The sequence below is a fragment of the Bradyrhizobium sp. ISRA442 genome (assembly GCF_038085055.1).
Classification (GTDB): domain Bacteria; phylum Pseudomonadota; class Alphaproteobacteria; order Rhizobiales; family Xanthobacteraceae; genus Bradyrhizobium.
On record NZ_JALGCN010000004.1, the window covers coordinates 158000 to 184190 of the forward strand.

General features: G+C 65.2%; 26 protein-coding genes. 10 read left to right on the plus strand and 16 right to left on the minus strand.

The features are described 5' to 3' along the window. The 6 genes from panB to MTR72_RS10315 all read left to right on the plus strand — a co-directional run bounded on the left by panB (position 1) and on the right by MTR72_RS10315 (position 6526). Positions 1-822 (plus strand): 3-methyl-2-oxobutanoate hydroxymethyltransferase, encoded by an 822-nt coding sequence (gene panB, locus MTR72_RS10290; protein WP_280964333.1) that lies wholly within the window; start codon positions 1-3, stop codon positions 820-822. An 11-nt stretch (positions 823-833) separates the two neighbouring features. After that, positions 834-2429 carry a class I adenylate-forming enzyme family protein gene (locus tag MTR72_RS10295; protein ID WP_280964332.1) on the plus strand — a complete coding sequence of 532 codons (1596 nt, stop codon included), beginning with the start codon at positions 834-836 and terminating at the stop codon, positions 2427-2429. A 162-nt stretch (positions 2430-2591) separates the two neighbouring features. Further along, entirely contained in the window at positions 2592-3245 is a 654-nt protein-coding gene (locus MTR72_RS10300) for a tetratricopeptide repeat protein (RefSeq protein ID WP_280964331.1), read from the plus strand. Positions 3246-3286: 41 nt separating this feature from the next. After that, a complete protein-coding gene (locus MTR72_RS10305; protein WP_280964330.1) occupies positions 3287-3850 on the plus strand; it encodes a hypothetical protein in 564 nt (187 codons plus the stop codon). Between the two features lie 49 nt (positions 3851-3899). Then, positions 3900-5279 (plus strand): ribosome biogenesis GTPase Der, encoded by a 1380-nt coding sequence (gene der, locus MTR72_RS10310; protein WP_280964329.1) that lies wholly within the window; start codon positions 3900-3902, stop codon positions 5277-5279. Next, positions 5276-6526 (plus strand): TCR/Tet family MFS transporter, encoded by a 1251-nt coding sequence (locus MTR72_RS10315; RefSeq protein ID WP_280964328.1) that lies wholly within the window; start codon positions 5276-5278, stop codon positions 6524-6526. Before der ends, MTR72_RS10315 begins: the two co-directional genes overlap by 4 nt. A 138-nt stretch (positions 6527-6664) precedes the next feature. On the opposite strand, the gene MTR72_RS10320 is transcribed toward MTR72_RS10315, so the two are convergent. From MTR72_RS10320 to radA, 6 genes are all read right to left on the minus strand, one after another. After that, the gene (locus MTR72_RS10320; RefSeq protein ID WP_280964327.1) at positions 6665-7891 is read right to left on the minus strand and encodes an ABC transporter substrate-binding protein; all 1227 of its coding nucleotides are present in this window, start codon (positions 7889-7891) and stop codon (positions 6665-6667) included. A 123-nt stretch (positions 7892-8014) separates the two neighbouring features. Further along, positions 8015-9163 carry a hypothetical protein gene (locus tag MTR72_RS10325; protein WP_280964326.1) on the minus strand — a complete coding sequence of 383 codons (1149 nt, stop codon included), beginning with the start codon at positions 9161-9163 and terminating at the stop codon, positions 8015-8017. Positions 9164-9238: 75 nt separating this feature from the next. Continuing rightward, the gene (locus MTR72_RS10330) at positions 9239-9979 is read right to left on the minus strand and encodes an SDR family NAD(P)-dependent oxidoreductase (RefSeq protein ID WP_280964325.1); all 741 of its coding nucleotides are present in this window, start codon (positions 9977-9979) and stop codon (positions 9239-9241) included. Between the two features lie 159 nt (positions 9980-10138). Continuing rightward, positions 10139-11650 (minus strand): amidophosphoribosyltransferase, encoded by a 1512-nt coding sequence (gene purF / locus MTR72_RS10335; RefSeq protein WP_280964324.1) that lies wholly within the window; start codon positions 11648-11650, stop codon positions 10139-10141. Between the two features lie 23 nt (positions 11651-11673). Continuing rightward, positions 11674-12303 carry a CvpA family protein gene (locus MTR72_RS10340; protein WP_280964323.1) on the minus strand — a complete coding sequence of 210 codons (630 nt, stop codon included), beginning with the start codon at positions 12301-12303 and terminating at the stop codon, positions 11674-11676. Positions 12304-12471: 168 nt separating this feature from the next. Beyond that, entirely contained in the window at positions 12472-13917 is a 1446-nt protein-coding gene (radA, locus tag MTR72_RS10345) for a DNA repair protein RadA (protein WP_280964322.1), read from the minus strand. Positions 13918-14142: 225 nt separating this feature from the next. Between radA and MTR72_RS10350 the strand changes: the two genes are divergently transcribed. Continuing rightward, positions 14143-15297, plus strand: a complete 1155-nt coding sequence (locus MTR72_RS10350; RefSeq protein ID WP_280964321.1) for an ABC transporter substrate-binding protein — start codon at positions 14143-14145, stop codon at positions 15295-15297. 17 nt (positions 15298-15314) lie between these two features. Continuing rightward, on the plus strand, positions 15315-17366 hold the full coding sequence (locus MTR72_RS10355) for a putative bifunctional diguanylate cyclase/phosphodiesterase (protein WP_445819567.1): 2052 nt from the start codon (positions 15315-15317) through the stop codon (positions 17364-17366). 8 nt (positions 17367-17374) lie between these two features. Here the strand turns inward: MTR72_RS10355 and MTR72_RS10360 are convergent, their stop codons facing one another. The 9 genes from MTR72_RS10360 to MTR72_RS10400 form a co-directional block, all read right to left on the minus strand. Then, positions 17375-18103, minus strand: coding sequence for a sulfite exporter TauE/SafE family protein (locus MTR72_RS10360; protein WP_341510346.1), 729 nt, complete (start codon positions 18101-18103; stop codon positions 17375-17377). Between the two features lie 332 nt (positions 18104-18435). After that, positions 18436-19353, minus strand: coding sequence for a ribokinase (locus MTR72_RS10365; protein WP_280964319.1), 918 nt, complete (start codon positions 19351-19353; stop codon positions 18436-18438). Positions 19354-19373: 20 nt separating this feature from the next. Next, a complete protein-coding gene (gene rpiB, locus MTR72_RS10370) occupies positions 19374-19820 on the minus strand; it encodes a ribose 5-phosphate isomerase B (protein ID WP_063699988.1) in 447 nt (148 codons plus the stop codon). A gap of 66 nt (positions 19821-19886) precedes the next feature. Further along, positions 19887-20681: a transporter substrate-binding domain-containing protein gene (locus MTR72_RS10375; RefSeq protein WP_280964318.1), complete on the minus strand. Its 795-nt coding sequence runs from the start codon at positions 20679-20681 to the stop codon at positions 19887-19889. A gap of 19 nt (positions 20682-20700) precedes the next feature. Continuing rightward, positions 20701-21459: an amino acid ABC transporter ATP-binding protein gene (locus tag MTR72_RS10380; RefSeq protein WP_280971004.1), complete on the minus strand. Its 759-nt coding sequence runs from the start codon at positions 21457-21459 to the stop codon at positions 20701-20703. Between the two features lies 1 nt (position 21460). Continuing rightward, positions 21461-22129 carry an amino acid ABC transporter permease gene (locus MTR72_RS10385; RefSeq protein ID WP_280964317.1) on the minus strand — a complete coding sequence of 223 codons (669 nt, stop codon included), beginning with the start codon at positions 22127-22129 and terminating at the stop codon, positions 21461-21463. Positions 22130-22136: 7 nt separating this feature from the next. After that, on the minus strand, positions 22137-22820 hold the full coding sequence (locus tag MTR72_RS10390; RefSeq protein ID WP_341510347.1) for an amino acid ABC transporter permease: 684 nt from the start codon (positions 22818-22820) through the stop codon (positions 22137-22139). A gap of 9 nt (positions 22821-22829) precedes the next feature. After that, positions 22830-23729, minus strand: coding sequence for an NAD(P)-dependent oxidoreductase (locus tag MTR72_RS10395; RefSeq protein ID WP_280964315.1), 900 nt, complete (start codon positions 23727-23729; stop codon positions 22830-22832). Between the two features lie 40 nt (positions 23730-23769). Continuing rightward, positions 23770-24510, minus strand: a complete 741-nt coding sequence (locus MTR72_RS10400) for a FadR/GntR family transcriptional regulator (protein WP_279370326.1) — start codon at positions 24508-24510, stop codon at positions 23770-23772. 270 nt (positions 24511-24780) lie between these two features. Between MTR72_RS10400 and MTR72_RS10405 the strand changes: the two genes are divergently transcribed. Continuing rightward, entirely contained in the window at positions 24781-25149 is a 369-nt protein-coding gene (locus tag MTR72_RS10405) for a GFA family protein (RefSeq protein WP_279370325.1), read from the plus strand. A gap of 7 nt (positions 25150-25156) precedes the next feature. Here the strand turns inward: MTR72_RS10405 and MTR72_RS10410 are convergent, their stop codons facing one another. Then, entirely contained in the window at positions 25157-25927 is a 771-nt protein-coding gene (locus tag MTR72_RS10410; RefSeq protein ID WP_280964313.1) for an exodeoxyribonuclease III, read from the minus strand. Between the two features lie 45 nt (positions 25928-25972). On the opposite strand from MTR72_RS10410, the gene MTR72_RS10415 reads away from it, so the two are divergent. After that, complete coding sequence (locus MTR72_RS10415; protein WP_280964312.1) at positions 25973-26191, plus strand: cysteine rich repeat-containing protein; 219 nt, start codon at positions 25973-25975, stop codon at positions 26189-26191.

Here is a 26191-nt window from a genome sequence, read left to right on the forward strand (position 1 = left end):
ATGTCCGTCCAATCCGCCGTCAAGCGCAAGACCGCGCCCGACCTCCGCGTTCGCAAGAATGGCGAGCCGATCGTGATGCTGACCTCATATCACGCGCATACCGCCGCGCTGGTCGACCGGCACTGCGACGCGATCCTGGTCGGCGATTCCCTGGGCAATGTCATGCACGGATTCGAGACCACGGTGCCCGTGACGCTCGACATGATGATCCTGCAGGGCTGCGCGGTGATGCGCGGCTCTCGGCAGGCGCTCGTCGTCGTCGACATGCCGTTCGGCTCCTACGAAGGCTCGAAGGAGCAGGCCTTCCAGTCGGCGGTGCGGATCATGAAGGAAACGCAGTGCGGTGCGGTCAAGCTCGAGGGCGGCGCGCGGATGGCGGAGACGGTGGCATTTCTCGCCGAGCGCGGCATTCCCGTGATGGGCCATATCGGGCTGACGCCACAATCGATCAACGCGCTTGGCTCGTTCCGCGCACAAGGCCGCGAGGAGACGAATTGGGCGCCGATCGAGAACGACGCCAGGGCGATCGCAGAGGCGGGGGCTTTCTCGATCGTGATCGAGGCGGTCGCCGAGCCGCTGGCGCGCAAGATCACGCAATCGATCGCCGTTCCTACCATCGGCATTGGCGCGAGCGCAGCCTGCGATGGCCAGATTTTGGTGTTGGAGGATATGCTCGGCTTGTCGCCGCGGTCGCCTAAATTCGTGCGCCGCTATGGCAATCTCGGGCCGGCGATCGAGGAAGCCATCGCGGCCTATGCGCGCGACGTGAAGAGCCGTGCCTTCCCGGGCCCGGAGCACGTCTACGCGATGAAGAAGAATTGACGAGGAAGCGCATGGACTGGTCGCAGCACTCACTTCCACCCATGCGACTCGAGGCCCGCTTCGGCGATCGCGTGGTGCCGGCATTTTGCGAGCGGCCGGCCAGCGTCTGGGCGATGATCGCGGAGGCCTGCGCGCGCAACGGCGATGGCGAGGCACTGATCTGGGGCAATGTGCGGCTGAGCTGGCGCCAGGTCGTGGACCAGGCCGCGCGGATCGCGGCGGGGTTTCGCAAGCTCGGCCTCAAGCGCGGCGACCGCGTCGCGATCCTGCTCGGCAATCGCATCGAATTTCCGCTGCTCCTGTTTGCCGCCGCGCATGAGGGGTTGGTGACGGTGCTGCTCAGCACGCGCCAGCAGAAGCCTGAGATCGCCTATGTGCTCACCGATTGCGGCGCCAGGATACTGATCCACGAGGCCGCGCTTGCCGACCGCCTGCCTGCTGCGCAGGATATTCCGGATATCGTCGATCGTATCGCCATCGACAATGATCCGCAGCGCTCGCGCTTCGCGATCCTTGCGGACAACGCACCGGCACCGGCGCCAGTAGAGGTCGCGGAGGAGGATACAGCGATGATCCTCTACACCTCGGGCACGACCGGTAAGCCGAAGGGCGCGATGCTCGCCCACTGCAACATCATCCATTCCTCGATGGTGTTCGTGTCGTGTCTGGAATTGACGGCGGCGGACCGTTCGATCGCGGCCGTGCCGCTCGGCCACGTCACCGGCGTCGTCGCCAACATCACGACCATGATCCGTTGCGCCGGCACGCTGATCATCATGCCGGAGTTCAAAGCGGCGGATTATCTCCAGCTCGCCGCGCGCGAGCGCGTCACCTACACGGTGATGGTGCCGGCGATGTACAATCTCTGCCTGCTCCAGCCGGATTTCGACGGCTACGATCTTTCGAGCTGGCGGATCGGCGGTTTCGGCGGCGCGCCGATGCCGATCGCGACCATCGAGAAGCTCAAGGCGAAGATTCCCGGCCTGAAGCTGATGAACTGCTATGGCTCGACCGAGACGACGTCGCCGTCGACGATCATGCCGGGCGAGCTGACCGCAAGCCATATCGATAGCGTCGGCCTGCCGTGCCCCGGAGCGCGGATCGTCGCGGTGGCGGCGGATGGGCGCGAGCTGCCGCGTGGCGAGATCGGCGAGCTCTGGATCCAAAGCGCCTCCGTGATCAAGGGCTACTGGAGCAACCCGAAAGCCACGGCCGAAAGCTTCACCGGCGGGTTCTGGCATTCCGGCGACCTCGGCTCGGTCGATGCGGACGGCTTCGTCCGCGTGTTCGACCGGCAGAAGGACATGATCAACCGCGGCGGCCTGAAGATCTATTCCGCCGAGGTCGAATCCGTGCTGGCCGGCCATCCCGCCGTGGTCGAGAGTGCGATCATCGCCAAGCCTTGCCCCGTATTGGGCGAGCGCGTCCACGCGGTGGTGGTGACGCGGACACCAGTTGCCGGCGACGTCCTACGCGCGTGGTGTGCGGAACGGCTGTCCGACTACAAGGTGCCGGAAACGATGGCGATCACTGCCGAGCCGCTGCCGCGCAATGCCAACGGCAAGGTGCTGAAGCGGCAATTGCGGGAGCAGCTCACAGGAACCTGAGCCGGGCAGGCGGCCCCAAGATGGTTGGGTTAACGCCTTGATCGGGCTGGCTTTGCCTTGCCACCGCCATACCGATAGGGTACGCCGCCGCCACGCGGGGGGTGGGATTTCCGACGCGAGCGATCCGGCGCGCGCTCCCGACCGGGCATGGGATTAGCTTAAGTGTCTGAATTATTTGACGAAGTCGACGAGGAAGTACGTCGCGAACAGCTCAAGAAGCTGTGGGATAAATATTCGATCTACTTCATCGCGCTGATGGTGCTGATCGTGGCGGCCGTCGGCGGCTGGCGCGGCTACCAGTACCTGGAGGCCAAGAAGGCCGCCGAGGCCGGCGCCGCCTTCGAGAAGGCCGTGGAATTGTCGGATCAGGACAAGCACGCGGACGCGGAGAAGGCCTTCACGGAGGTCGCTGCCAAGGCGCCGTCGGGCTATCGCACGCTGGCGCGGCTGCGTGCCGCGGCCGAGGCCGCGGTCGCCGATCCCAAGGCTGCTGCCAAGATGTATGACGACATCGCCGCCGATCGCAGCGTTGGTGCCGAGTGGCAGGATCTCGCCAAGATTCGCGCCGCCGGGCTGCTGCTCGACGGCGCGAGCTACGCCGATATACAGCAGCGGTTGGAGGCCTCGGCCTCGGCCGGCTCGACCTTCCGTCACACCGCCCGCGAGATGCTGGCGCTGTCGGCCTGGCGCAATGGTGACACGAGCGCGGCCCGCAAATGGCTGGACGCGATTGCGGAGGACGGCGAGACGCCGCCGGGTCTACGGTCGCGCGCCGAGGCGCTCCAGGCCTTGCTGCCGCCCGTCGCCAAAAGCTGAGTCAGTGCTGACGGCCCCGAGAGCTTAGACGAGACATCCATATGCGCCGCACCCCACGTTTGATCGCAGCCGCCGTCCTGGTCGCCTTTACCGGCCTTCTGGGCGGCTGCTCCAGCGGCGGGTTCGATCCGGCCGACATGCTCGATTTCCTCGATACCAAGAAGAAGCTGCCGGGCGATCGCAAGCCGGTCTTCCCCGACGGCGTGCCGGGCCTCGAGCAGGGCGTGCCCAAGGACATGTACAAGGGCGCGCAGCAACAACAGCAGGATCCGAACGCGGCCGTTGCGGCTGCGCCCGCGGCGCCGCCGCCTGAGCCGGCCCCGCCGTCGAAGTCCGCGAAGGGCAAGAAGAGCAGATCACCGGCAACCGCAGCGACCGCACCGGCTGAGGCGCCGGCCGGCGAGGTCGATGGCGAAGCCCAGCCTGCGGACGCGCCGCCTGCGGCTGCCCCGCCGCCGAAGCAGAAGATCGTGCGCAAGCGCACCACCGCGCCGCCGCCCGATCAGCCAGCCCAGCAGGCGGCTCAATCGGCACAGACCACGCAGCAACAGCAGTCGCAAGGGGCCTTCCCGGCTCCGCTGCCAAGCGGCAGCTTCTCGCGCTGATCATTTCATTGCATTGACAGGCGCAGCCCCCGCAGCGCACGAATGACCGATGTCCTTCACGATCGCCATCATCGGCCGGCCCAATGTCGGCAAGTCGACGCTGTTCAACCGCTTGGTGGGACAGAAGCTTGCGCTCGTCGATGATTTGCCCGGCGTCACGCGCGACCGCCGCGAGGGCGAGGCCAAGCTCGGCGACCTCCAATTCACGGTGATCGATACCGCCGGCCTCGACGAGGGCGCCAAGGGCTCGCTCACCGCACGCATGCAGGAGCAGACGGAGACCGCGATCGCGCACGCCGACGCGCTGTTCTTCGTGATCGATGCCCGGGTCGGCCTCACGCCAACCGACCGCGCCTTTGCCGATTTCGCCCGCCGCGCCAACAAGCCGGTTCTGCTGGTCGCCAACAAGAGCGAGGGCAAGCACGGTGATGCCGGCGCGATGGAGGCCTTTGCGCTCGGCCTCGGCGATCCCATCCAGATCTCGGCCGAGCACGGCGAGGGCATGGGCGAGCTCTATGACGCCCTGAGCGGGGTGATGCCGGAGCCCGTCGAGGACGAGGCCGAGGACGACGAGCCGCTGTCCGAGGAAGAGGCGGCCACGCGCCCGATCAGGGTTGCGATCGTCGGCCGGCCCAATGCCGGCAAGTCGACGCTGATCAATTATTTGCTCGGCGAGGAGCGCCTGCTGACGAGCCCGGAGGCCGGCACCACGCGCGATTCCATCGCGGTCGAGATCAACTGGAAGGGGCGCGATTTCCGCGTGTTCGACACCGCCGGCCTGCGCCGCAGGTCGCGCATCGAGGAGAAGCTGGAAAAGCTCTCGGTTGCGGACGCGCTGCGCGCCGTGCGGTTTGCGGAAGTCGTCGTGCTGATGATGGACGCGCAGAACCGCTTCGAGGAGCAGGACCTGCGCATCGCCGATCTGATCGAGCGCGAGGGCCGTGCGGTCGTGCTCGCGGTCAACAAATGGGACCTGATGGAGACCAAGGGCGGCGGCGCCATTTCCGGCCTCCGTCGTGATGCCGACCACTGGCTGCCGCAGGTCAAGGGCGTGCCGATCGTTGCCGTCTCCGGCTTGATGGGCGAGGGCATCGACCGCCTGATGCAGGCGATCCAGGACGCCTACGCGGTCTGGAACAGGCGCGTGCCGACCTCTGCACTGAACCGCTGGTTCGAGCAGGCGATCCAGGCCAATCCGCCGCCCGCGGTCTCGGGCCGCAGGCTCAAGCTGAACTACATCACCCAGACCAAGGCGCGCCCGCCGAGCTTCGTGCTGTTTTGCTCGCGCGCGGACGCGGTCCCGCAGGCTTATCTTCGCTATCTCACCAACTCCCTGCGCGAGGCTTTCGAGCTGCCGGGCACGCCGGTCCGGATCACGCTGCGCGAAAAGGCCAATCCCTTCGCGCACAAGCGCAAGCGATTGTCGTGAGCGAGGGGACGAGCGGGGCCTTCGCACCAGATGCCGCGCCGGTCCGGCGCGGTGCGGTCGCCTTCATCTTCGTCACCATCCTGCTCGACATGCTCGCGATCGGCGTGATCATGCCGATCCTGCCGAAGCTCGTGGAGAGCTTTGTCGACAACGACACCGCACAGGCGGCGAGGATCTTCGGCGCGTTCGGCACCGCCTGGGCGCTGATGCAGTTCGTGTTCTCGCCGCTTCTCGGCACATTGTCGGATCGCTTCGGACGCCGGCCGGTGGTGCTGCTGTCGAATTTCGGGCTCGGTGCCGACTATGTCCTGATGGCGCTTGCGCCGTCCCTGGCCTGGCTGTTCGTCGGCCGGGTGATCTCCGGTATCACCTCGGCCAGCATCTCGACGTCTCTCGCCTATATCTCGGATATCACGCCGCCCGAGCGTCGTGCGGCGATCTTTGGCAAGGTCGGCGCAGCCTTCGGTGCCGGCTTCATCATGGGGCCGGCGCTCGGTGGCCTGCTCGGCGACATCGACCCCCGGCTGCCGTTCTGGGCGGCGGCGGGCTTGAGTCTTGCCAATGCGCTCTACGGTCTGTTGATCCTTCCGGAATCCCTCACGCCCGACAAGCGCGCGCCGTTCCGCTGGAAGAACGCCAATCCACTGGGCGCGCTGAATCTTCTGCGCTCCCACCCCGTCCTGGCGGGATTGTCGGTGGTCACTTTCATCGCGCAGGTCGCTCATGTCGTCTTGCCGTCGACCTTCGTGCTCTACGCGAGCTATCGCTATGGTTGGGATTCCAAGACTGTTGGATTGACCCTCGCCATGGTCGGCATCTCCGCCGTGGTGGTGCAGGGCTTCGCCATCGGCCCGATCGTGCGCGTGCTCGGTGAGCAGAACGCGTTGCTGCTCGGATTGGTCTGCGCCGCGATCGGCTTCGTGATCTTCGGCTGCGCCCCGACCGGACCGCTGTCCTGGATCGGCATTCCCGTGATGGCGTTGTGGGGTGTCTCCGGTGCCGCGTCTCAATCGCTGACGACACGGCTCGTCGCGCCCGATCAGCAGGGTCAGTTGCAGGGGGCGGTCGCAAGCGTGCAGAGCGTGTCGCAGCTTGTCGGCCCGTTCCTGTTCACGCTGACATTCTCGTATTTCATCGGCAGCACCGCGCCGCTGCATCTGCCCGGCGCACCCTTCCTGCTCGCGGCGGTGCTGATGGTCGTGTGCGTGGTCATCGCGATGCGAACGCTGGCTGGCGCCAGGTCGTAGCGACTGTAGGGCGGATTAGCAAAGCGTAATCCGCCACTCCAATCGCCGTGAGAGAAGCGGTGGGTTACGCCGGAGCCTGTCATCGGGCCGCGCTGCGCGCGGACCCGTTGGGCTAACCCACCCTACGACAGCGTCGCTCTATTTCTTCACCAGCGGACACTCGCTGGCCTCGAGCGGCTTGGCGGCGTCTTCCGGGGCGATGGTGGCGATCAGCTTGTAGTAATCCCACGGATACTTTGACTCTTCCGGCTTCTTCACCTCGAACAGGTAGGCGGGGATGAGGCGGCGGCCGTCGGCGCGCAGCGGGCCCTTGCCGAAGAGGGGATCGTCGGTCGGGATTTCCTTCATCTTGGCGACGATCTTGGCGCCGTCATGCGGATTGCCGCCGAGCGCTTCGAGCGCTTTCAGATAGTGAAGGACGGCCGCGTAGTTGCCGGCCACCGTCATCGACGGCATCGCGTTCTTCGGCGAAACCTTCTGGAAGCGCTTCGACCATTCGCGAGTTTTGTCGTTGAGGTCCCAGTAGAACGACTCGGTGAAGGTGAGCCCCTGGGCCGTCTTCAAGCCGAGCGAATTCACGTCGGTGATGAAGAGCAGAAGCGCGGCGAGTTTCTGGCCGCCCTGGACAATGCCGAATTCGGACGCCTGCTTGATGGCGTTGGTGGTGTCGCCGCCGGCATTGGCAAGTCCGACCACCTTCGCCTTCGAGGACTGCGCCTGAAGCAGGAAGGAGGAGAAGTCCGAGGTGTTGAGCGGATGCTTGACGCCGCCGAGCACCTTGCCGCCATTGGCGGTGACGACGTTGCTGGTGTCGCGCTCGAGCGCATGGCCGAAGGCATAGTCGGCGGTCAGGAAGAACCAGGTGTCGCCGCCCGCCTTGGTCAGCGCCTTGCCGGTGCCATTGGCGAGCATGTAGGTGTCGTAAGTATAGGAGATGGTGTTGGCGTTGCAGGCCTTGCCGGTGAGGTCTGCGGTCGCGGCGCCCGAGTTGAGCAGGACCGCGTTCTTTTCCTTGACGACGTTGCTCACCGCGAGCGCGACGCCTGAGTTCGGCGTGTCGGCGATGACATCGACCTTCTCTGCATCGATCCACTGGCGGGCAATGTTGACGCCGATGTCGGGCTTGTTCTGGTGATCGCCGCTGATGACGTCGATCTTCCAGCCCTTGGCGCGCAGGCCGGAATCCTCCACCGCCATGTTGACTGCGGCTACCGAATTCGGGCCGCCGATGTCGGCATAGAGGCTCGACATGTCGTTCAACACGCCGATCTTCACAGTCTTGTCTTGGGCGAAAGCCGAGGTGGCGAAGCCGAGGCCGGCACAGGTCAACAACGCGGCATAGCGCCACGCACGAGCGTTCTTCATTGTGTTCCCTCCTACTGGTGATGCCGCGGACTGCCCTCTTGAATGGGGCTTTTTGGCCATCGGCGCGATCGGTGACGATCTCCGGGTTCCCGATAGCCTGTCTCGGGGTATGCCGCAATGCGCTTAAGGTAGGGCGTCCGAGGTCAGCCTGAATTTCTGGATTCGCTTCGCGTTATCGACCTCCGCGGTATAGACATTACCCTTGGCGTCGACCGCGATCGCATGGACCCAGTGGAATTGCCCGGCGTTGCGGCCGCTGCGGCCGAAGCTGCCGACCACGCTGCCGTCCTGACGCTTTAACACCCTGATTTCGTTGTTTTCCCCGTCGGCGCTCAAGAGATAGGTCTGCTTCGCATCGGGCCAGATCGCGATGTCCCAGACGGCACCGTTTCCCAGCGTGGCCTTTTCGTAGAACCACTCGTTAACGAAGGTGCCGTCCTTCTTGAAGACCTGGATGCGGTCGTTGATTCGGTCGCAGACATAGACGAGGCCGTCATTGGCTATTTTGACGCAGTGGACGGGATTGCCGAATTGCTGGGCAACCGGCGCCTTGGGATCGTAGGGCGCCTGCTTGTCGTCGTTCGGCTTGTTGCCGTAGGCGCCCCAGTGGCGCTTGTAGGCGAGCGTGCTCGCATCGAAGACGATGACGCGGTGGTTGCCATAGCCATCGGCGACGTAGATCTCGTTCGCCTCCTTGTCGATCGCGGTTTCGGCAGGCTTGCCGAGCTGGGTCGTGTCGTTGCTGCCGAGGCTCGGCGCGATCTTGCCGATCTGCGCGACGAACTTGCCGTCGAGCGTGAATTTCAGAATGGCGTTGTCGTTGTCGGCATTGCCGCCGATCCAGACGAAGCCGCGCTCGTCGACCTCGATGCCGTGCTCGCGGCCGACCCATTCATAGCCTTCGCCGGGACCGCCCCAGGCGCGCAGCAGATTGCCGTCGGTATCGAATTCGAGGACTGGCGGCGCCGGCACGCAGCATTTCGAGCGCGGCGGGTTGAGAGTGGCGCCTTTCTCGTCATCCGTCAGCGAGCGCGGCCGATGGATCACCCAGATGTGGCCCTGCCAATCGACGGTGATGCCGCCGACCTGGCCGAGGATCCAGTTGTTCGGCAGCGGCTTTGGCCAGGATGCATCGACCGCGAATGTCGGGACGCCGCCCGCAATCGCTGCGCCGGGCAGCGCGTGCATCATCGCCACGATGAGGATTGAAATGGAGTGAGAGAGACGTGCCAGCGCACGCATAAGGCCTGCGCGATCATGCCATGGCGCCATGGCGACCTCCCATTTTTTCTGCGGCTTGCTGCCGCTTGAGCGCGGCAGTCAATCGCGGGAAGGTTGCGAAGTCAATTAGGCCGGGGAGCGGAAGCTCATCAGGGTGCGGGTCTTGTAATCGTAGAACTTACCGGTCTCGGTCCAATCCGGTGCGCACATCGGTACGATGAATTCGGCGACCTGCTCGGGCGTATCGAGCGTCATCGGATCCTCACCCGGCATCAGCGTGGCGCGCATGCGGGTGCGGATCGGACCCGGGTTGAACAGGTTGACGCGCAGCGCCGTGTTCGCGGTCTCCTGTGCCCAGGCGCGCGCCAGCGTCTCGAGCGCGGCCTTGGAGGCGGCATAGGGGCCGACATAGGCGGTGGCCTTGTTGGCCGCGCCCGAGGTGATGAACAGAGCGCGGCCGGCGTCGGATTGCCTGAGCAGCGGCTCCATGCAGCGGATGAGCTGGAAGTTCGCGGAGACGTTGACCGCCATCACGTCGTTGAAGGTCTTCAGCTCGATATGGCCGAGCGGCGAGGAGGGGCCGAGCACGCCGGCATTACCGACGAGGATGTCGAGCTTGCCGTAGCGCTCGTGCAAGCCGGCGCCGAGCCGGGCGATGCCGTCGGAATCGGTGAGGTTGAGCGGCACTAGCGTCGCGGTGCCGCCGTCCTTGCGGATCTCGTCGTCGAGTTCCTCGAGCCCTCCTTGCGTGCGCGCCACCGCCACGATGTGCGCGCCGGCCTTCGCCAGCGCCCTGGCGGTGGCAAAGCCGATGCCGCGCGAGGCGCCGGTGACGAGAGCGATGCGATTGGCGAGGGGTTTTGTCATGGCTGGGTTTTACAGGCGTTAGCGTCCGGGACAAGCCCTCATGAGCCCGTCATTCCGGGGCGGTCCGCAGGACCGAACCCGGAATCTCAAGATCCCACAATGCGCAATTGCGCATTGTGGTTCGATGCTTCGCATCGCCCCGGGATAACGCCTTCGGCGTCAGCTCGCTTCCGCCAGCAGGGACAATTGCCGCGGCTGCGGCTCGGTCTGGGTCTGGTCGGTGAGGTGGGTCGGATAGGCGCCGGTGAAGCAGTGATCCGAGAACTTCGGATTGGCCGGGTCGCGGCCGGGCTCGCCCATGGCGCGGTACATGCCGTCGATCGACAGGAAGGCAAGCGAGTCTGCGCCGATGATCTCGCGCATCTCCTCCAGCGAATGCGTCGCGGCCAGGAGGCCGCCGCGATCGGGCAGGTCGATGCCGTAATAGTCCGGATAGAGGATCGGGGGCGAGGCGAGGCGGAAGTGCACTTCGGTCGCACCCGCATCGCGCATCATGCGCACGATCTTCTTCGAGGTGGTGCCGCGCACCAGCGAGTCGTCGATCAGGATGATGCGTTTGCCTTCGATCGCGGCGCGGTTCGCCGAATGCTTCATGCGCACGCCGGATTCGCGGATCGCCTGCGTCGGCTGGATGAAGGTGCGGCCGACATAGTGGTTCCGGATGATGCCGAGCTCGAACGGCACGCCGGAATGCTGGCTGTAGCCGACCGCGGCGGGCACGCCGGAATCAGGCACCGGCACCACCACGTCGACCGGCACGTGACTTTCCCTGGCGAGCTGGGCGCCGAAGGCCTTGCGCACCTCGTAGACGGAGCGGCCGTGGACGACGGAATCCGGACGGGAGAAATAGATGTATTCGAAGATGCAGGGGCGCGGTGCCATCGGCGGGAACGGCTTGTGGACGTCCTGGCCGTTCTCGTCGAACACGATGACTTCGCCGGGCTCGATGTCGCGGATGAAGCGCGCGCCGATGATGTCGAGCGCGCAGGTCTCCGAGGTCAGGATCGGGCAGCCGTCGAGCTCGCCGAGCACGAGCGGGCGGATGCCGCGCGGATCGCGCGCGCCGACCAGCTTCTTGTTGGTCAGCGAGACCAGCGCATAGGCGCCTTCGATCTCGCGCAGCGCGTCGATATAGCGTTCGATGAAGCGGTTACGCTTGGAGCGTGCGACCAGGTGCAGGATCACTTCGGTGTCGGTGGTCGACTGCATCATCGCGCCGTTCCTCACGAGCTCGCGGCGTAGCGTCAGGCCGTTGGTGAGGTTGCCGTTGTGGGCGACGGCAAGGCCTCCGGCATTGAGCTCGGCGAACAGCGGCTGCACGTTGCGCAGGATGGTGGCGCCGGTCGTGGAGTAGCGGACATGACCGACCGCGACATTGCCGGGGAGGCGGTCGATCACCTCGTGGCGGGAGAAAGTGTCGCCGACGAGGCCAAGCCGGCGTTCGGAATGAAAGCGGTTGCCGTCGTAGGAGACGATACCGGCGGCTTCCTGGCCGCGGTGCTGAAGGGCGTGGAGGCCGAGTGCGGTGATAGCGGCGGCTTGAGGGTGGCCGTAGATGCCGAACACGCCGCATTCCTCGCGCAGCGTATCTCCCTCCAGGTCGTCCTGAAGCTCTAGCGCGGCTGGGCCGAGATCGAGATCAAGTTGGGCGTCCTGGTCAGGGTTTCGCATCTCGTTCGCGCCTCTCTCTGGGCTCAACGCGCCGCGGGTTTCTCGATCAGCTTTTTCAGGCTGTCACGAGCCGGTTTACTGTATCCGTCGCCGCCGCCCGAAGGCTGCTGCTCGGAATCAGCTTGATCATCATCTGGTTTGTTTTTCTTGAATCTCTTCAAGATGGTGTTCTCGGGGTCATCCGGCAAGAGCGACATCAGCCAATCTCCGGTTCCCTGGAGCACCACCCGGGACTTGGCCCCGGTGACCCAGTCCGGGCGCTGCTTGTCCGGCACCAGCCACGTGAAGAACAGGAAGGCGACCACCACGATCAAAAGGCCGCGAGCCAGCCCGAACAGGAAGCCGAGGGTGCGGTCCAGCGCGCCGATCCGCGAGTCCAGGATCATGTCGGAGATGCGCACCGTGATCACGGAGACCACGATCAGGGTGCCCACGAACACGCCGGCGACCACGACCACGCTCGCGACTGTATCGTTGTTGAAATAGGTCTTTGCGGTCGGCAGCAGCTTGGAGAACGAGTACAGCGTCACGATCGCGGCCGCGCCCCAGGCTGCGATCGACAGGATTTCGCGCATGAAGCCGCGGACCATGGCGAGCAGGCCCGAAATCAGCATCACACCGAGCAGGATCAGGTCGAGGAGTGTAATCGGCATCGGCTGGTCAGGTCCGCTCGTACTCTCAAAGGTGCTCAGCGAATCGGTGTCTTGGCCGCCGCCCTAAATGACGGGCCGACGGCGCGTCCGGCAAGGCCGGAACCACGCAATCCCATGCTGCTTTTGTGACGGGTGTATAGCGGCGGGGGCGCAGGACGTCACCTCCGGCTAGCCCTCCCCACGGCGGAATCTTGCCGGTGTGGCATTTTTCTCTGCCGGTGCGTTCGCGTCGCCCCGGCGGGAGCCGCGGGCGGCGATCTCGGCCACCAATGTGGTCAGGCTGCCGACGGCATTGAGCGCCAGCCCGGCGTCCCCGCCGGCCTCGCCCCGGGCCGATTCGGGCAGCACGGCGCGGCTGAAACCGAGCTTGGCCGCTTCCTTCAGCCGGGCCGGCGTCTGGGCAACGGGGCGGACCACGCCGGAGAGCGAGATTTCACCGAAATAGACCGCATCCGTGGGTAACTGCGCATTAACCAGGGAGGACACCAGCGCAGCCGCGGCGGCGAGGTCGGCCGCGGGCTCGTGGATGCGTAAGCCCCCGGCGACGTTGAGATAGACGTCATGGCCCGACAGCTTCACCCCGCAATGGGCCTCCAGCACCGCTAGCACCATCGAGAGCCGGCTCGGGTCCCAGCCGACCACCGCTCGGCGCGGAGTTCCGAGCGAGGTCGGAGCCACCAGCGCCTGCAGCTCGACGAGCACGGGCCGTGTGCCCTCGATGCCGGCGAACACCGCCGTGCCCGGGGTGCCGAGATCACGTTCCGACAGGAACAGCTCCGACGGGTTGGTGACCTCGCGCAGGCCGAGGCCCGTCATCTCGAATACGCCGATCTCGTCGGTCGGGCCGAAGCGGTTTTTCACGGCACGTAAGATGCGGAATTGCTGCGAGCCTTCGCCCTCGAAAGACAGCACGGCGTCGACCATGTGCTCGACCACGCGCGGGCCGGCGATCTGGCCGTCCTTGGTGACATGGCCGACCAGGATGATGGCGGCTCCCGTCTTCTTGGCGAAGCGGATTAGCGCCTGCGCGGAGGCGCGCACCTGCGTCACCGTGCCGGGCGCGGATTCCACCGTGTCGGTCCACATGGTCTGGATCGAGTCGATCACGATCAGCCGGGGGACTGCGCCTTCCGACAAAGTGGAAACGATGTCTTCGACCGAGGTTTCGGCGGCGAGCTGCACCGGCGCATCCGACAACCCGAGCCGTTCGGCGCGCAAGCGCACCTGCGCGACCGCCTCTTCGCCGGAGATATAGACGATGCGGTGGCCGGCCCGCGCCAGCATGCTGGTCGCCTGCGTGAGCAGTGTCGACTTGCCGATGCCGGGATCGCCGCCGACGAGCAGCACCGAGCCGCGCACGAAGCCGCCGCCGGTGACGCGGTCGAGCTCGGTCATCCCTGAGGAGAGGCGTGGAGCGTCCGGGCTTTTTCCAGCGAGGCTCTCCAGCGCAAATGTCCGTCCCTTGCGCTTCGAGCGGATCGACACCGGCACGCTGCCGGTCGTGTCCTCCTCGGCAAGCGTATTCCATTCGCCGCAGGCGTCGCATTTGCCCTGCCAGCGGTTATAGGCCGCGCCGCAGTTCTGGCAGACGAAGGAAAGCGTGTTCTTGGCCATGTCGAGAGCGAGTCGGGGGTTCAGATTTGCTGATAGCACGGAACGGGAAGGCGGGAGAGCTTCGCCGGCCGGCGATCCGGCGCCACCCGCGCCGGTCAATATCGCAATTCAGGGGATCGGATACACCCTTTGTTAGCCCTGCGCCGCCGTGGCCAGCCGGATTTTGCGAAGTGTTAGCGGACGCCGGTCCACCCTCGGAACCAATCGGGGGTGGCGAAGAGAACAATGAGATTCCTGCGCATATTGCTGGCCGCGAGCCTGGCCTGCGGCGTCCTTGCGCCGGCCAGCAGCGGCATTGCGGCCGAGGCAAGGCGCCTCAACATCGTCTTCGTCAATCCGGGCAAGACCGGCGAGGTCTTCTGGGACATGGTCTCGCAGACCATGCAGGCGTCCGGGCGCAAGCTCAACGCGAACATCGAGGTGCTGACCAGCGAGAGAAATTACCGGATCATGCAGGAGCTCGGCCTTGGTGTGCTCGCCCGTACCGAGAAGCCCGATTTCCTCATTCTGTCGAACGAAGAATCCGCGGCGGTGCCGATCGTGGAGGCGGCCGAAGCCGCGGGCGTCAAGACGCTGTTGCTGTCGAACACGCTGATCGGCGAGGACGCCGCGCGTCTGGGGCCGCCGCGCCAGAAGCTCAAGACGTGGCTCGGTGACATCACGACCGACCTCACGACGGCAGGCGCGCGGATGGCGAATGCACTGATCGGCGCGGCACGAGCCGAAAAATGGCAGAGCCAGGACGGCAAAATCCACATTCTCGGAATCGGCGGCGACGAGATCACGCCGGCCTCGATCGCGCGCAACGTGGGTCTCGATCTTGCCGTGGCCGCCGCGCCCGACGTGGTAGTGGACCGGATGCTGTTCGCCAACTGGACGAAATCGGAGGCCGAGCACGTCACGGCCAATTATCTGAGCTGGGCGTCCCGCAAGGGCATCCGCCCGGCAGGCATATGGGCCGGAAACGATCCGATGGCGCTGGGAGCGCTGCGCGCGGCAACTGCCGCAGGCCTCGCGCCGGGCCGGGACATCGAGGTGGTCGGCCTCAACTGGTCGGAGGAAGCGCTGCGCGAGATCAAGGCGGGTCGCCTCCTCCTGAGCGACGGCGGTCACTTCCTGCTCGGCGGCTGGTCGATTGTCCTTTTGCGCGACTATGCCGATGGCTGCGACTTCGCGGCCGCTTCAACCCACATCGAGGTCAAGACGTCCGCGATCACGCGCGACAACCTCGTCTCCGTCCGCGACCTGATCAGGAATCGCGCCTTCGACCGGATAGACTTCGCGCGCTTCAGGGCGAAGGCTGGCGCCTGCGGTCACTATGACTTCTCCATCGACGCGCTCATCTCGTCGCTGTCGCCCCTGAACGGCGCCGGTGAATGATGAAGAAAGATGACGGGATGAGCGAACCGGATCGGACCGGGCTGGCGAAGCCCGCGACGTCGCGCTCGGTCGTCCGCGCGATGATCTGGGCCACGGTGCCGGTGCTGCTGCTGGTTCAGCTCCTCGCCTCGGCCGGCGTCGAGGTCTCGAGCTTCTGGTCGCAGATCAGGCAGCTCGACGCCCGTATCGCCCGGGTTGCCGACAGTCGCGCCGAGCTGATTGCCGAGCCGCTGTGGAAGATGCGCTACGACCAGGTCACGAGCGTGCTCAACGAGGTCATGCAGGACGAGTCGATCGCTGCGGCGACCGTCTATGACGACACCGGCGTTGCGATTGCCCGCGTTGAGGCGCGGTCGACGGGGCAGTCGGTCGCCGAGGTCTCCCGTCCCATCAGGTACAGCAACGGCAACATGGCCGTTCAAGCCGGTCGGATCGCGATCGCCTATTCCTATTCTTCCCTCTATGCGGATACGGGCAGCCGGCTGAAGCTGCTTCTCGTCGTCGGCGTGCTCGCAACGCTTGCGACCGTGATCGCGATGCGGATCTCGGCGAACGTCTTCATCGGCCGGCCGCTCGCCGCCATGATGTCGGCGATCCAGCGCAGCAAGCAGGACGGCCGCGCCTATCCCGCGGATGTCCGGTCCTCGAACGAGTTCGGCCAGCTCGCGCGCGCCTTCAACGCCATGCAGCATACGACCTCCGGCGCGCTCGACCGTCTTGGCCATATGGCTTCGCACGATCCGCTCACCGGCTTGCCGAACCGGCGCTCTCTGACCGAGCGCCTGATCGTCCTGAGCAGCGATGCCGGCGCACACGACGCGCTGGTCGCGTTCTGCTTCATCGATCTCGACGACTTCAAGGGCATCAACGACACCTTCGGCCATGATGCCGGCGACAAGTTCCTGGTTCACATTTCGGAGCGGCTTCGCAGTGCGGTCGAACCGGAGGATTGGGTCGCGCGGCTCGGCGGCGACGAATTCGTGGTCATTCGGCCCGAGGTGACGGACGTGGCGGCCGCGCAGGCGTTCGCACGGCGATTGCTGGACGCGATTTCCGAGCCGATACGCCTGCACGACAAGCTCGTCATGCCGCGCGCCAGCATCGGCCTTGCCGTGCGCCACGCGGACGATCCCGAACTGTCGCATCTGCCGGCGCTCGCCGACATCGCGCTCTACCACGCCAAGAGCAAGGCGCCGGGCACCATCGCGGTGCTGAACGAGACGCTTCAGCACGATTACCGTCGGAGCAGAGATCTCGAATTGGCCATTCCGGCCGGTTTTGCCGAAGGACAGTTCGAGGTCTGGTACCAGAGCCAGGTCGACCTCGAAAGCCAGGGCGTCGCCTGCCTGGAGGCGCTGATCCGCTGGCGCCATCCCGAGCACGGCCTCATCGGCCCCGGCGAGTTCCTTCCGCTGATCGAGCGCAGCGGCAACAATGCCCGGCTCACGCGTTATGTGCTGACCGATGCTTGCCGCGCCCTGCAGCGCCTCGCTGTGGCCGGCAAACCGCAGATCCGGATCGCGATCAATCTGCCGCCGTCAGAGCTGGCGGACCATTCGCTCGCCGGCGAGATCCGCGAGACCTGCGCGCGCTTCGGCGTTGCCGCCTCGTCCCTCGAGCTCGAAATCACGGAAGGGTCGCTGATCAACAACATCGCCAGCGCGTCCGAGACCTTGCGCCGCCTGCGGCGGCTGGGCGCCACGATCGCGCTCGACGATTTCGGCACTGGCTACAGCTCGCTCGCCCATCTGCGCCGCTTTCCGCTGGACAAGGTCAAGATCGACAAGGCGTTCATCAGCGAGATCCCGGCAAGCGCCGAGGACAAGGCGATCGTCGGCGTCATCGCGTCGCTCGCGGACACGCTGGGACTCACCCTGATCGCGGAAGGCATCGAACGGGCCGAGCAGGCGCAGGCCATGCGCGAGATCGGGGTGAGGTTCGGGCAGGGCTACCTCTATCAAAGACCGCAGCCGCTCGATGCCGTGCTGCAATGGCTTGATGGAGAGGCGGCCGGCGAGAGCCTCGCGCTTGCCGACAGCCCGTCGGTCGTGCCCGAATTCGCGGCGTGAGCGCCGCGTTACGGTGACTGTGTCGCGTTCCAGAGCATGGACAGCCCGGCCGCGATCATGATCGCGTCCATCACCATGCGGAACACGTCCGGCTTCAGGTGCAGCACGAAACGCTTTGCAATGAACGCGCCTGACATCAGCGAGGAGCCCGCGATCAGGCCCTTGACGAAAACATCCTGCGTCAGCGCGCCGAAGCGTTCGAAGGTCACTGATTTGGCGAAGTAGAGACCGAGCGAGGCGGCGGCCTCGGTCGCGAGGAAGGCGCCTTTGGTGAGGCCATAAAACAGGAAGAGCGGTACGCTGAGCGGGCCGGTCGAGACCACGATGCCGGTGAGATAGCCGATCACGGCGCCGCCGATCGCAAGGTGCCATAGATTGGCCTTGAGGTGGTGCCGCGCGAGATAATGCCGGGCCGGCACCATCGCGATCAGGAACAGGCCGATGGAGAGATCGACGGCGTGCGAGGGCAGCGCCAGCAGCGTGCGCGCGCCAAGGGCTGCGGCCGGTATTCCCGTGACCGAATAGGCCGCGCAGGCCCGCCAGTCGACCTCGCGCCACCAGGCCAGGATCCGCGAAAAATTCGCCATCATGGACGCGACCGCCATGATCGGCACTGCTTCCTTCGGGCCGTAAGCGTACACCAGCACCGGCATCAGCATGATCGACGATCCCGTGCCGACGATGCCGGAGATGGTGCCGGCGAGGAGGCCGACGCTGAGGACGAAGAGGAAGGCCAAGAGATGCGCTCCGGGAATCGACAGAGTGTAGCCGGAGGAGGCGAGAAGGGCGAATGATCGTACCAAAGATTCAGTGTCGTCCCGGCGAAGGCCGGGACCCACAACCACAGGATTGAATTGTGGCGCGAGATGGTGGTTATCAGTCTTTGCCAAACCACTCCCTGGGGTAATGGGTCCTGGCTTTCGTCAGGACGACGTTGAGGAACATCATACGAAATTGCTTCAACGTCGTCATTGCGAGCGCAGCGAAGCAATCCAGACTATCACCGCGGAACGATTCTGGATTGCTTCGCTGCGCTCGCAATGACGAAGTATCGGCAGCAGTGCACCGATCAGGTGAGGGACGGAATCTCGGCCCGAACTGGCATGCCGGCCTGCGCGCCCGGCTTGAGGCATTTTTGCGCTGCGGCTTCGCATCCGACCTGCATCGCGGCTTGCAGAGGCATGGCTTCGCTCAGCATGGCAGCGAATGCGCCGACAAAGGTGTCGCCTGCGCCGGTCGTGTCGACGGGCATGATGCGCGGAGCAGGCACCCGAAGGTACGTGCCGTCAGCCATCGCGGCGAACGCTCCTTGCGCGCCCGCGGTGACGATGCAGGTAAGGTTGCCCGCCTTCGCCAGATGCCCGGCTGCGGTCTCGTAATCGGGTGAGCCAAAGCCGATGGCTGCGGCGGCATCGCGCGCCTCATGCTCGTTGACGAGGAGGTAGTCGGTCACGGCGAGCAGGTCCGTGACCATCGCCGTCGTCATCTTCTCCGGGACCGGTGCGAGATTCCAGACCACGGTGCCCGACGCCGATTTCGCCCGGCGCGCGGTCGCAAGCGACTGCGCGAACGGCACCTCCATCTGCAGCACCAGGATGGTGTCGGCGGCGAATTGGCGGGCCGGTACATCAGCGGCGATGGCCATCATGTTGGCGCCGCTTGCCACCGTGATCGCATTTTCGCCGGCGGAATCGACGGTGATGAAGGCGCAGCCCGTTGGCTCGTCGGCGCCGACGATGAGATCGGTGTCGACACCATTCCCGGCGAGATTTTCGAGCACGCGATCACCGAACGCATCTCGCCCCACACGGCCCGCCATCCGAACGCATCCCGGGCCTGCGATCCGCGCGGAGGCAACGGCCTGGTTGGCGCCCTTGCCGCCGAAGTGCGTCTGATAGGACGGCGCAAGCACCGTCCTGCCCGGGCCGGGAATGACCGGCACCAGGGCGACCAGATCGATATTGAGCGATCCGAACACCAGGATCATGGCACGTGGCCCCCGGGAGGTCAGCCTTCCTCGTCCATGACGCGAAGCTTCTCGACGCGGCGGCGGAAATCCTCGTCGGTGGAGAATTCGGCGGAAAGATAGGAGGAGACGAGATCCACCGCGAGCCAGGCACCGACAATCTGCGCGCCGATGCACATCACGTTCACGTCGTCATGCTCGACGCTCTGATGGGCCGAATGAACGTCGTGGCAGACCGCAGCGCGGATGCCCTTCATCTTGTTGGCGGCGATCGAGGCGCCGACGCCGGTACCACACACCATGATGCCGCGGGCGGCCTCGCCCGAAGTCACCTTCTGCGCCACGGCCCGTGCGATATCGGGGAAGTCGACCGGCTTGTCGTCATAGGAGCCGACGTCGACGACGTCGTGGCCGAGGCTGCGGATGTGGTCGATGACGGTTTGCTTGAGCGGCCAGCCGGCGTGGTCGGATCCGATGACAAGGCGCATGTGATTTCCTTTTCGATGGTCTTTTGATCGTGACGGCCGCGGACGGCTGTCACGATCTGGTCTCGTTCAGCCACGCATGTCGGGCGGCAGCTCGACACCGTGGAATTTCTTGTAGATGGCGTTCAGCTTGCCGTTCTTGACGTTTTCGCTGATCCAGGCGTTAAGCTTCTCCATCAGCCGCGGCTCGCCCTTCTTCAGGCCGATGGCGAGATCGAAGGTCGCGAGCGGGATGCGGGACTCGAAGACGCGCACGGGATTCTTCACACCGATCTGGTTGATGATCGTCGCCGAGGAGCCGACGCAGTCGACCTGGCCGGAGACGGCGGCCGTCACCATGGTGGCGTCATCGTCGTAGCGGGCGATCTTCAGGTCCTTGTCCTTCATGTTGGACAGGGTCGTATCCTGCGTCGTGCCGCGCGAGACGCCGATCGACTTGTCCTTGACGTCGGGCCAGTCCTTGACGCTCGACGACTTCAGGCAGCCGACGTCCGATTGCAGCGTCGCGTAGCGATTGGTGAAGTCGATCACCTTGGCGCGGTCCGGCGTTACAGACAGCGTCGAGATGATGATGTCGGCCTTGCCGGTCAGGACGTTGGGGATGCGGGTCGCGCCGGTGGTCTGGACGAATTCCAGCTCGAGCCCCCAGTCCTTGGCGAGCATCTGCGCCACTTCGACATCCGACCCGGTCGGCTTCATGCTGGAGTCCATCATGCCCGAGGGCGGAATGGCGAGGTCGGTCGAGATGCGGATCTTCTTCGCCTTCATGATGTCGTCGAGCAGGTCGGCAGATGCCGGTGTCGCCGCCGTCATCACGAAGCAGCACAACGAGACGGCCGCGCCCAGCAATTTCCTGTTAGTCATCCTTGGTTCTCCTCTCCTGTCATGATTTTAGATTGCCCGTGCCGACGAACTGCATTAGCTCGGGGGTCGTTGGCGATGTCAGGATCGAGGCAGGCCCGGTTTCGTGGACCTTGCCGCGATGCATGAACACGATCCTGTCGGCGATGCTCTTGGCGAACCCCATCTCGTGGGTGACCATCACCATGGTCATGCCATCCGCCGCCAGTTGCTCGATCACCTTCAGCACTTCGCCGGTGAGCTCGGGATCGAGCGCAGAGGTGACCTCGTCGAACAGCATGACCTTGGGCTGCATCGCCAGCGAGCGGGCGATTGCGGCGCGCTGCTGCTGGCCGCCGGATAGCTGCTCGGGATAGGCGTGAAGCTTCTCCTCGAGCCCGACCTGCGCGAGGACCTTGCGTGCCAGGTCCTTCGCCTGGTTGGCAGCGATTTTCTTCACGGCGCAGGGCGCCAGCGTGATGTTCTGTTCGATCGTGAGATGCGGGAACAGATTGTAGCTTTGGAACACGATGCCGACGTCCTGGCGCAAAGCGCGCAAATCCACGTCCGGCCTGTCGACCCGGTGCCCGCAGACCACGATCTCACCGCCATCGACCTTCTCGAAGCGGTCGATGCAGCGCAGCGCTGTACTCTTGCCGGAGCCGGACCGGCCGATGATGGCGAGCACCTCGCCGCGATCGACGGCGAAGCTGACGCCGTCGAGCACCTTGAGCGGACCAAAGCTCTTCTGCACGTCGCGGAGCGACACGATCGGTTCGGAGGAGGAGAGGTTCTGCTGCATGTCAGGCTGGAGCGAGGTTGACCTTGCCACGTCCCATGCGCCGTTCCAGCCTTTGGCTGAACAGCGATAGCGGGTAGCACATGGCGAAGTAGACGACGGCGATGATCGCGTAGATGACGAAGGGTTCGAACAGCGAGTTGTTGACGATCTGGCCCGAGCGCATCAGCTCGACGAACCCGACCACCGAGGCGAGCGAAGTGTTCTTGATGATCTGCACCATGAACCCGACGGTGGGGGGCGTCGCAATGCGGATCGCCTGCGGCAAGATCACCTTCAGCATGCGCTGGGTCCGGCTCAGGGCGAGGCCTTCGGCCGCCTCCCATTGCGGCTTGGGCACGGATTGGATGGAGCCACGCCAGATCTCGCCGAGATAGGCGGCGACATAGAGCGTGAGCGAGGCCGAGGCGGCCACGAGCGGCGAGACCTGGAGGCCGATTGCGGCCAGGCCGAAATAGCCGAGGAACAGGATGACAAGCAGTGGTGTGCCCTGGACGAGCTGGACATAGGCGGCGCTGGCGATCCGCACCGATTTGAGCGGCGATATCCGCGCCAGCGCAATCATGAAGCCGACGATGCCGCCGCCGATCAGTGCGATCACGGACAGTCCGACGGTCCACAGCGCGCCGTGGCCAAGGAAGATCAGGTGGTTGATGTTGAGATGTCCGCCCATGATCATCTCACAACGGCGTGCCGAGCCGGCGCCGGCGGGGAAACAGCACCAGGCCGAGGCCCCAGAAGCCGGCGCGCATCACCAGCGATAGGATGACGTAGAGGACGGCGACGATGATGTAAGTTTCGAACGCACGATAAGTGTCCGACTGGATGTAGTTGGCGATCGCGGTGAGCTCCTCGGCCGAGATCTGCGAGCAGACCGAGGAGGCCAGCATCAAGAGCACGAACTGGCTGGTGAGCGCGGGATAGACCCGCTCGACCGCGGGCAACAGGATGATGTGCCAGTAGATCTGCACGCGCGACAGAGCCAGCCCCTCTGCCGCCTCGATCTGTCCGCGCGGGATTGCTTCGAAGCCGGCGCGCATGATCTCGGCGGTATAGGCGCCGACATTGATGGTCAGCGCCGCGACCGCCACGGTGAAGGCGGAGAATTTCAGGCCGAGGCTGGCAAGCCCGAAATAGACCAGGAAGATCTGGACCAGCAGCGGCGTGTTGCGGATGGCTTCGACATAGATCCTGCAGGCGGTTGCGATCAGCGGTTTGTGCGTTCCGCGGCCGACCGCGGCAAGCGTGCCGAGCAGGGCGCCGAACACGGTCGCGAGGGCCGCGAGCTCCAGGGTGAGGGCGGCGCCGCCAAGGAAGCTCGGCCAGCGCTCCAGCACCGCAGGAAAGTCGAGTTGAATGCTCATCGCGCCCGGTTAGCCCGTGACCTGGTTCGTCATGCGGTCATAGACGCGGAACAGCGCCTGGTTGCCGTTTGTGCCCTCGCCATGTGCCCGCGCATCGACATACTGGCTGGTGACGAGTGCGGTGCCGGGCAGCGGCACGTTCAGCGCCTGCGCGTGTTCCTGCACCAGGCGGAGGTCCTTGAGCATTAGATCGATGCGGAAGCCGGCGCCGACATCGCCCTCGATCATGGCGGGGCCGAGCTTGTCGAGCATCCAGGAGGCGGCTGAGCCGCCGAGCAGCACCCGGCGCAGCAGGTTGAGATCGACGCCGGAGGCGCGTCCCAGCGCGAGCGCTTCGCAGATCGCCTGAATGTTGATGCCGCAGATGAGCTGATTGCAGAGCTTGACGGTCTGGCCCGCGCCGGACGCGCCGACATGCGTGATCGTTGTGCCCATCGCGCGGAAGAACGGTTCGGCCTGGGCAAAGGCGTCGGTATCGCCGCCCGCCATGATCGAGAGCGCGGCGTTCTTCGCGCCCAGCGGTCCGCCCGAGACCGGTGCATCGATGAAGCTGACGCCTGTCTGCTTCAAATCGGCATGGATACGGCGGACGGCGACCGGCGAGATCGTGCTCATGTCCACGATAAGCTTGCCGGGCGGTGGCGATTTCAGAAGGCCATCCTCGCCGTAAATGGTCGCCTCGACATGGGGCGTATCGGGCAGCATGGTGACGACGACGTCCGCGCCGCGCGCGGCATCAGCGGGATTTTGCGCGCGGGCCGCGCCTTCCTTCACGACGTCGGCGACCGGAGCCCCATTGAGATCGAAAGCGCGAACCGCGTGCCCGGCCTTCAGGAGATTGCGCACCATTTCCCGGCCCATCGTGCCGATGCCGATGAAGCCGACGCTGCCCTTGTCATCCCGTCCCATGTCGCTCGTCCGTTTCTTGTTTCGCAGGTCTGCCAGCCAGTCAGCGTGAGGCGCTGCTTCTGTCCGTCTCGCCGACGACGGCCCGCCGCCGGTATTCATCGCCGATGGCAAAGTGCTTGCGCAGCGTTGCATCCGCCCGCTCTGGGTCGCGCGCGACGACCGCCTCGAAGATGCGCCGGTGGTCGTCGATCAGATACGTCTTCATCGACGGGAAGGCCTGCACCAGCTCGCGGCGGCTGCGATGCGAATGCGTCAGCAGACCCGCCATCGAATTATGCAGGACGGTCAGTGTCTCGGAACGTGAGGCCACGACGATCGCGCGATGGAATTCGAAATCGGCCATGCCGCCCGCATCCGCCTCGTCGATCGTCTCCTCGATCTTCGCAAGCGCGCGCTGCAGGCGCTCGAAATCGGCAATGCCGGCGCGTTCGCAGGCGAGCCGGATCGCCTGACATTCGATCGCGACGCGCGCCTGCATGACGTCGTCGAGCATGTCGGCCTGCTGGGCCAGCGCAAAGGTGAAGAAGTCATTCAGGACCGACACGTCCGGCCGGGTCACCACGGTGCCGATGCGGTCGCGGATCTCGACGATGCCGAGCACGGTAAGGGCGCGCAGCGCCTCCCGGACGATCGGACGGCTGACGCCGAGGAGGCTCGCAAGCTCGCGTTCCGAGATCAGGCGGTCGCCAGGCTTGAGCGAGCCTGCAAGCAGGCGCTCGCGCAAGAAGGCAAAGACCTTCTCGAATCCCTTTTCGCCTTCGGCGGCCCGCTTGAGCTCCATCCCCGTCTCGTCTTGATATGACCTTGGTTAGACCAGTAGGATGACCAGAGTATGCCGTCAAGGGGGCTGGAGCTAGCGGCTTTGAACCAGGCAGGGCACAACCGGCTACTTTGCATGGGGTTGTTTTGCGAATTTTAGTGGCGAACCGATCACCGCAGCCCGCGCGCGCCCTTCCGCGAACTAGGGGCCGCGACGTGCCATGCTGCTGACAGCATGTTGGCAGCAGGGGCGGGATACGACCGTCTCCTGCCATTGAGAGAGGGAGCGGTCATGCCGATCGAGGCAAGCTGTCATTGCGGTGAGACGGTGTTCGAGGTGACCGAGGCGCCTTCGAGCGTGACGCGCTGCACTTGTTCACTCTGCGCCAAGCGCGGCGCATTGTGGGCCTATTACAAGCCGGCGCAATTCCGCCTGCTGTCGCCCGCCGACAATGTCGCGACCTATCTCTGGGGCAGCCGGACGGTCAAACATCATTTCTGTGCGAGCTGCGGCTGCGGGACCTACTCGGAGTCCCCGGATTGGTCGACCGGCAAGCCGGACTTCGACAATCCCAAGGTCGCGGTCAATGCGCGTCTGTTCGACGATTTCGATCTCGATGCGGTGCCTGTGAATGTCATCGACGGGAAGAACCTGTGGTGAGGCGCTGTCAGCGCAGCACCAGCCACGCCGGCGCATGATCGCTGGCGCCGTCCTCGCCGCGAGTCGTTTTGTCGACGCCTGCCTTGATGAGGCGCGGAGATAGCTTCGGGCTGAGCAGCAAATGATCGAGCCGCAGGCCCGCATCGCGCGGCCAGCGGTTCCGCTTGTAGTCCCAGAAGGTGTAGATGCCTTTCTCCGGATGCAGCTTGCGGATCGCATCGCACCAGCCCTGTGCGACCAGTGAAGCAAAGGCTCTGCGGCTTTTCGGCTGGATCAGCGCGTCGTTGTCCCACGAGCGTGTCGGATAGATGTCGATCGCGGTCGGCGCGACGTTGTAGTCGCCGGCGAGCACAACCGGCAGGTCCTGATCGAGGAATGTTTTGGCGTGGCGCTGGAGCCGCGCGAACCAGGCGAGCTTGTAGTCGAATTTCGGCCCGGGCTGCGGATTGCCGTTGGGCAGGTAGATGCTGGTAACGATGATGCCGCGGATTGCGGCCTCGATGTAGCGTGCCTCGTGATCGTCACGATCGCCGGGTAATCGGTCGCGAGTCAGCACGGGTTCGGTGTTGCGGGCGAGGATGGCGACGCCGTTCCAGGTTTTCTGTCCGCGCCACACCGCGCCGTAGCCGGCTTTCTCGATCGCCGCGATCGGGAATTCGGCGTCGGTCGCCTTCAGCTCCTGGAGGGCGACGACGTCGGGCTTCGCCGCGCGCATCCACGCCAGCAAATTGGGCAGGCGGCGGTTGACGTTGTTGATGTTGAATGTCGCGATCTTCATGTAGAGATGGCGGCCTTGTTCGTTACGATCCGAGCCGGAGAGACCATGTCCAAGTTGAACTTCGCTGCCGTCGCCTTTGCCGTCATGTTCTCCGGGGCCGCGCTGGCACAATCGACCGATACGCGCGGCGCGTGCAAGACCGACTACGACAAATTCTGCGCCGGCATCGCGCCCGGCACCGGCCGCATCGTCGCCTGCCTCAACGCCAAGCGCGACCAGCTCACCGCGACTTGCAAGGCGGCGCTCGATAGCCGGAAGAAGTAA

What these genes read in the sequence shown, in the direction of transcription:
- panB (WP_280964333.1), top strand. Translation starts at nt 1, where the DNA reads ATGTCCGTCCAATCCGCCGTCAAGCGCAAGACCGCGCCCGACCTCCGC.
- MTR72_RS10295 (WP_280964332.1), top strand. Translation starts at nt 834, where the DNA reads ATGGACTGGTCGCAGCACTCACTTCCACCCATGCGACTCGAGGCCCGC.
- MTR72_RS10305 (WP_280964330.1), top strand. Translation starts at nt 3,287, where the DNA reads ATGCGCCGCACCCCACGTTTGATCGCAGCCGCCGTCCTGGTCGCCTTT.
- der (WP_280964329.1), top strand. Translation starts at nt 3,900, where the DNA reads ATGTCCTTCACGATCGCCATCATCGGCCGGCCCAATGTCGGCAAGTCG.
- MTR72_RS10320 (WP_280964327.1), bottom strand. Translation starts at nt 7,891, where the DNA reads ATGAAGAACGCTCGTGCGTGGCGCTATGCCGCGTTGTTGACCTGTGCC.
- MTR72_RS10325 (WP_280964326.1), bottom strand. Translation starts at nt 9,163, where the DNA reads ATGGCGCCATGGCATGATCGCGCAGGCCTTATGCGTGCGCTGGCACGT.
- MTR72_RS10330 (WP_280964325.1), bottom strand. Translation starts at nt 9,979, where the DNA reads ATGACAAAACCCCTCGCCAATCGCATCGCTCTCGTCACCGGCGCCTCG.
- purF (WP_280964324.1), bottom strand. Translation starts at nt 11,650, where the DNA reads ATGCGAAACCCTGACCAGGACGCCCAACTTGATCTCGATCTCGGCCCA.
- MTR72_RS10340 (WP_280964323.1), bottom strand. Translation starts at nt 12,303, where the DNA reads ATGCCGATTACACTCCTCGACCTGATCCTGCTCGGTGTGATGCTGATT.
- radA (WP_280964322.1), bottom strand. Translation starts at nt 13,917, where the DNA reads ATGGCCAAGAACACGCTTTCCTTCGTCTGCCAGAACTGCGGCGCGGCC.
- MTR72_RS10350 (WP_280964321.1), top strand. Translation starts at nt 14,143, where the DNA reads ATGAGATTCCTGCGCATATTGCTGGCCGCGAGCCTGGCCTGCGGCGTC.
- MTR72_RS10355 (WP_445819567.1), top strand. Translation starts at nt 15,315, where the DNA reads ATGAGCGAACCGGATCGGACCGGGCTGGCGAAGCCCGCGACGTCGCGC.
- MTR72_RS10365 (WP_280964319.1), bottom strand. Translation starts at nt 19,353, where the DNA reads ATGATCCTGGTGTTCGGATCGCTCAATATCGATCTGGTCGCCCTGGTG.
- rpiB (WP_063699988.1), bottom strand. Translation starts at nt 19,820, where the DNA reads ATGCGCCTTGTCATCGGATCCGACCACGCCGGCTGGCCGCTCAAGCAA.
- MTR72_RS10375 (WP_280964318.1), bottom strand. Translation starts at nt 20,681, where the DNA reads ATGACTAACAGGAAATTGCTGGGCGCGGCCGTCTCGTTGTGCTGCTTC.
- MTR72_RS10380 (WP_280971004.1), bottom strand. Translation starts at nt 21,459, where the DNA reads ATGCAGCAGAACCTCTCCTCCTCCGAACCGATCGTGTCGCTCCGCGAC.
- MTR72_RS10385 (WP_280964317.1), bottom strand. Translation starts at nt 22,129, where the DNA reads ATGGGCGGACATCTCAACATCAACCACCTGATCTTCCTTGGCCACGGC.
- MTR72_RS10390 (WP_341510347.1), bottom strand. Translation starts at nt 22,820, where the DNA reads ATGAGCATTCAACTCGACTTTCCTGCGGTGCTGGAGCGCTGGCCGAGC.
- MTR72_RS10395 (WP_280964315.1), bottom strand. Translation starts at nt 23,729, where the DNA reads ATGGGACGGGATGACAAGGGCAGCGTCGGCTTCATCGGCATCGGCACG.
- MTR72_RS10400 (WP_279370326.1), bottom strand. Translation starts at nt 24,510, where the DNA reads ATGGAGCTCAAGCGGGCCGCCGAAGGCGAAAAGGGATTCGAGAAGGTC.
- MTR72_RS10405 (WP_279370325.1), top strand. Translation starts at nt 24,781, where the DNA reads ATGCCGATCGAGGCAAGCTGTCATTGCGGTGAGACGGTGTTCGAGGTG.
- MTR72_RS10410 (WP_280964313.1), bottom strand. Translation starts at nt 25,927, where the DNA reads ATGAAGATCGCGACATTCAACATCAACAACGTCAACCGCCGCCTGCCC.
- MTR72_RS10415 (WP_280964312.1), top strand. Translation starts at nt 25,973, where the DNA reads ATGTCCAAGTTGAACTTCGCTGCCGTCGCCTTTGCCGTCATGTTCTCC.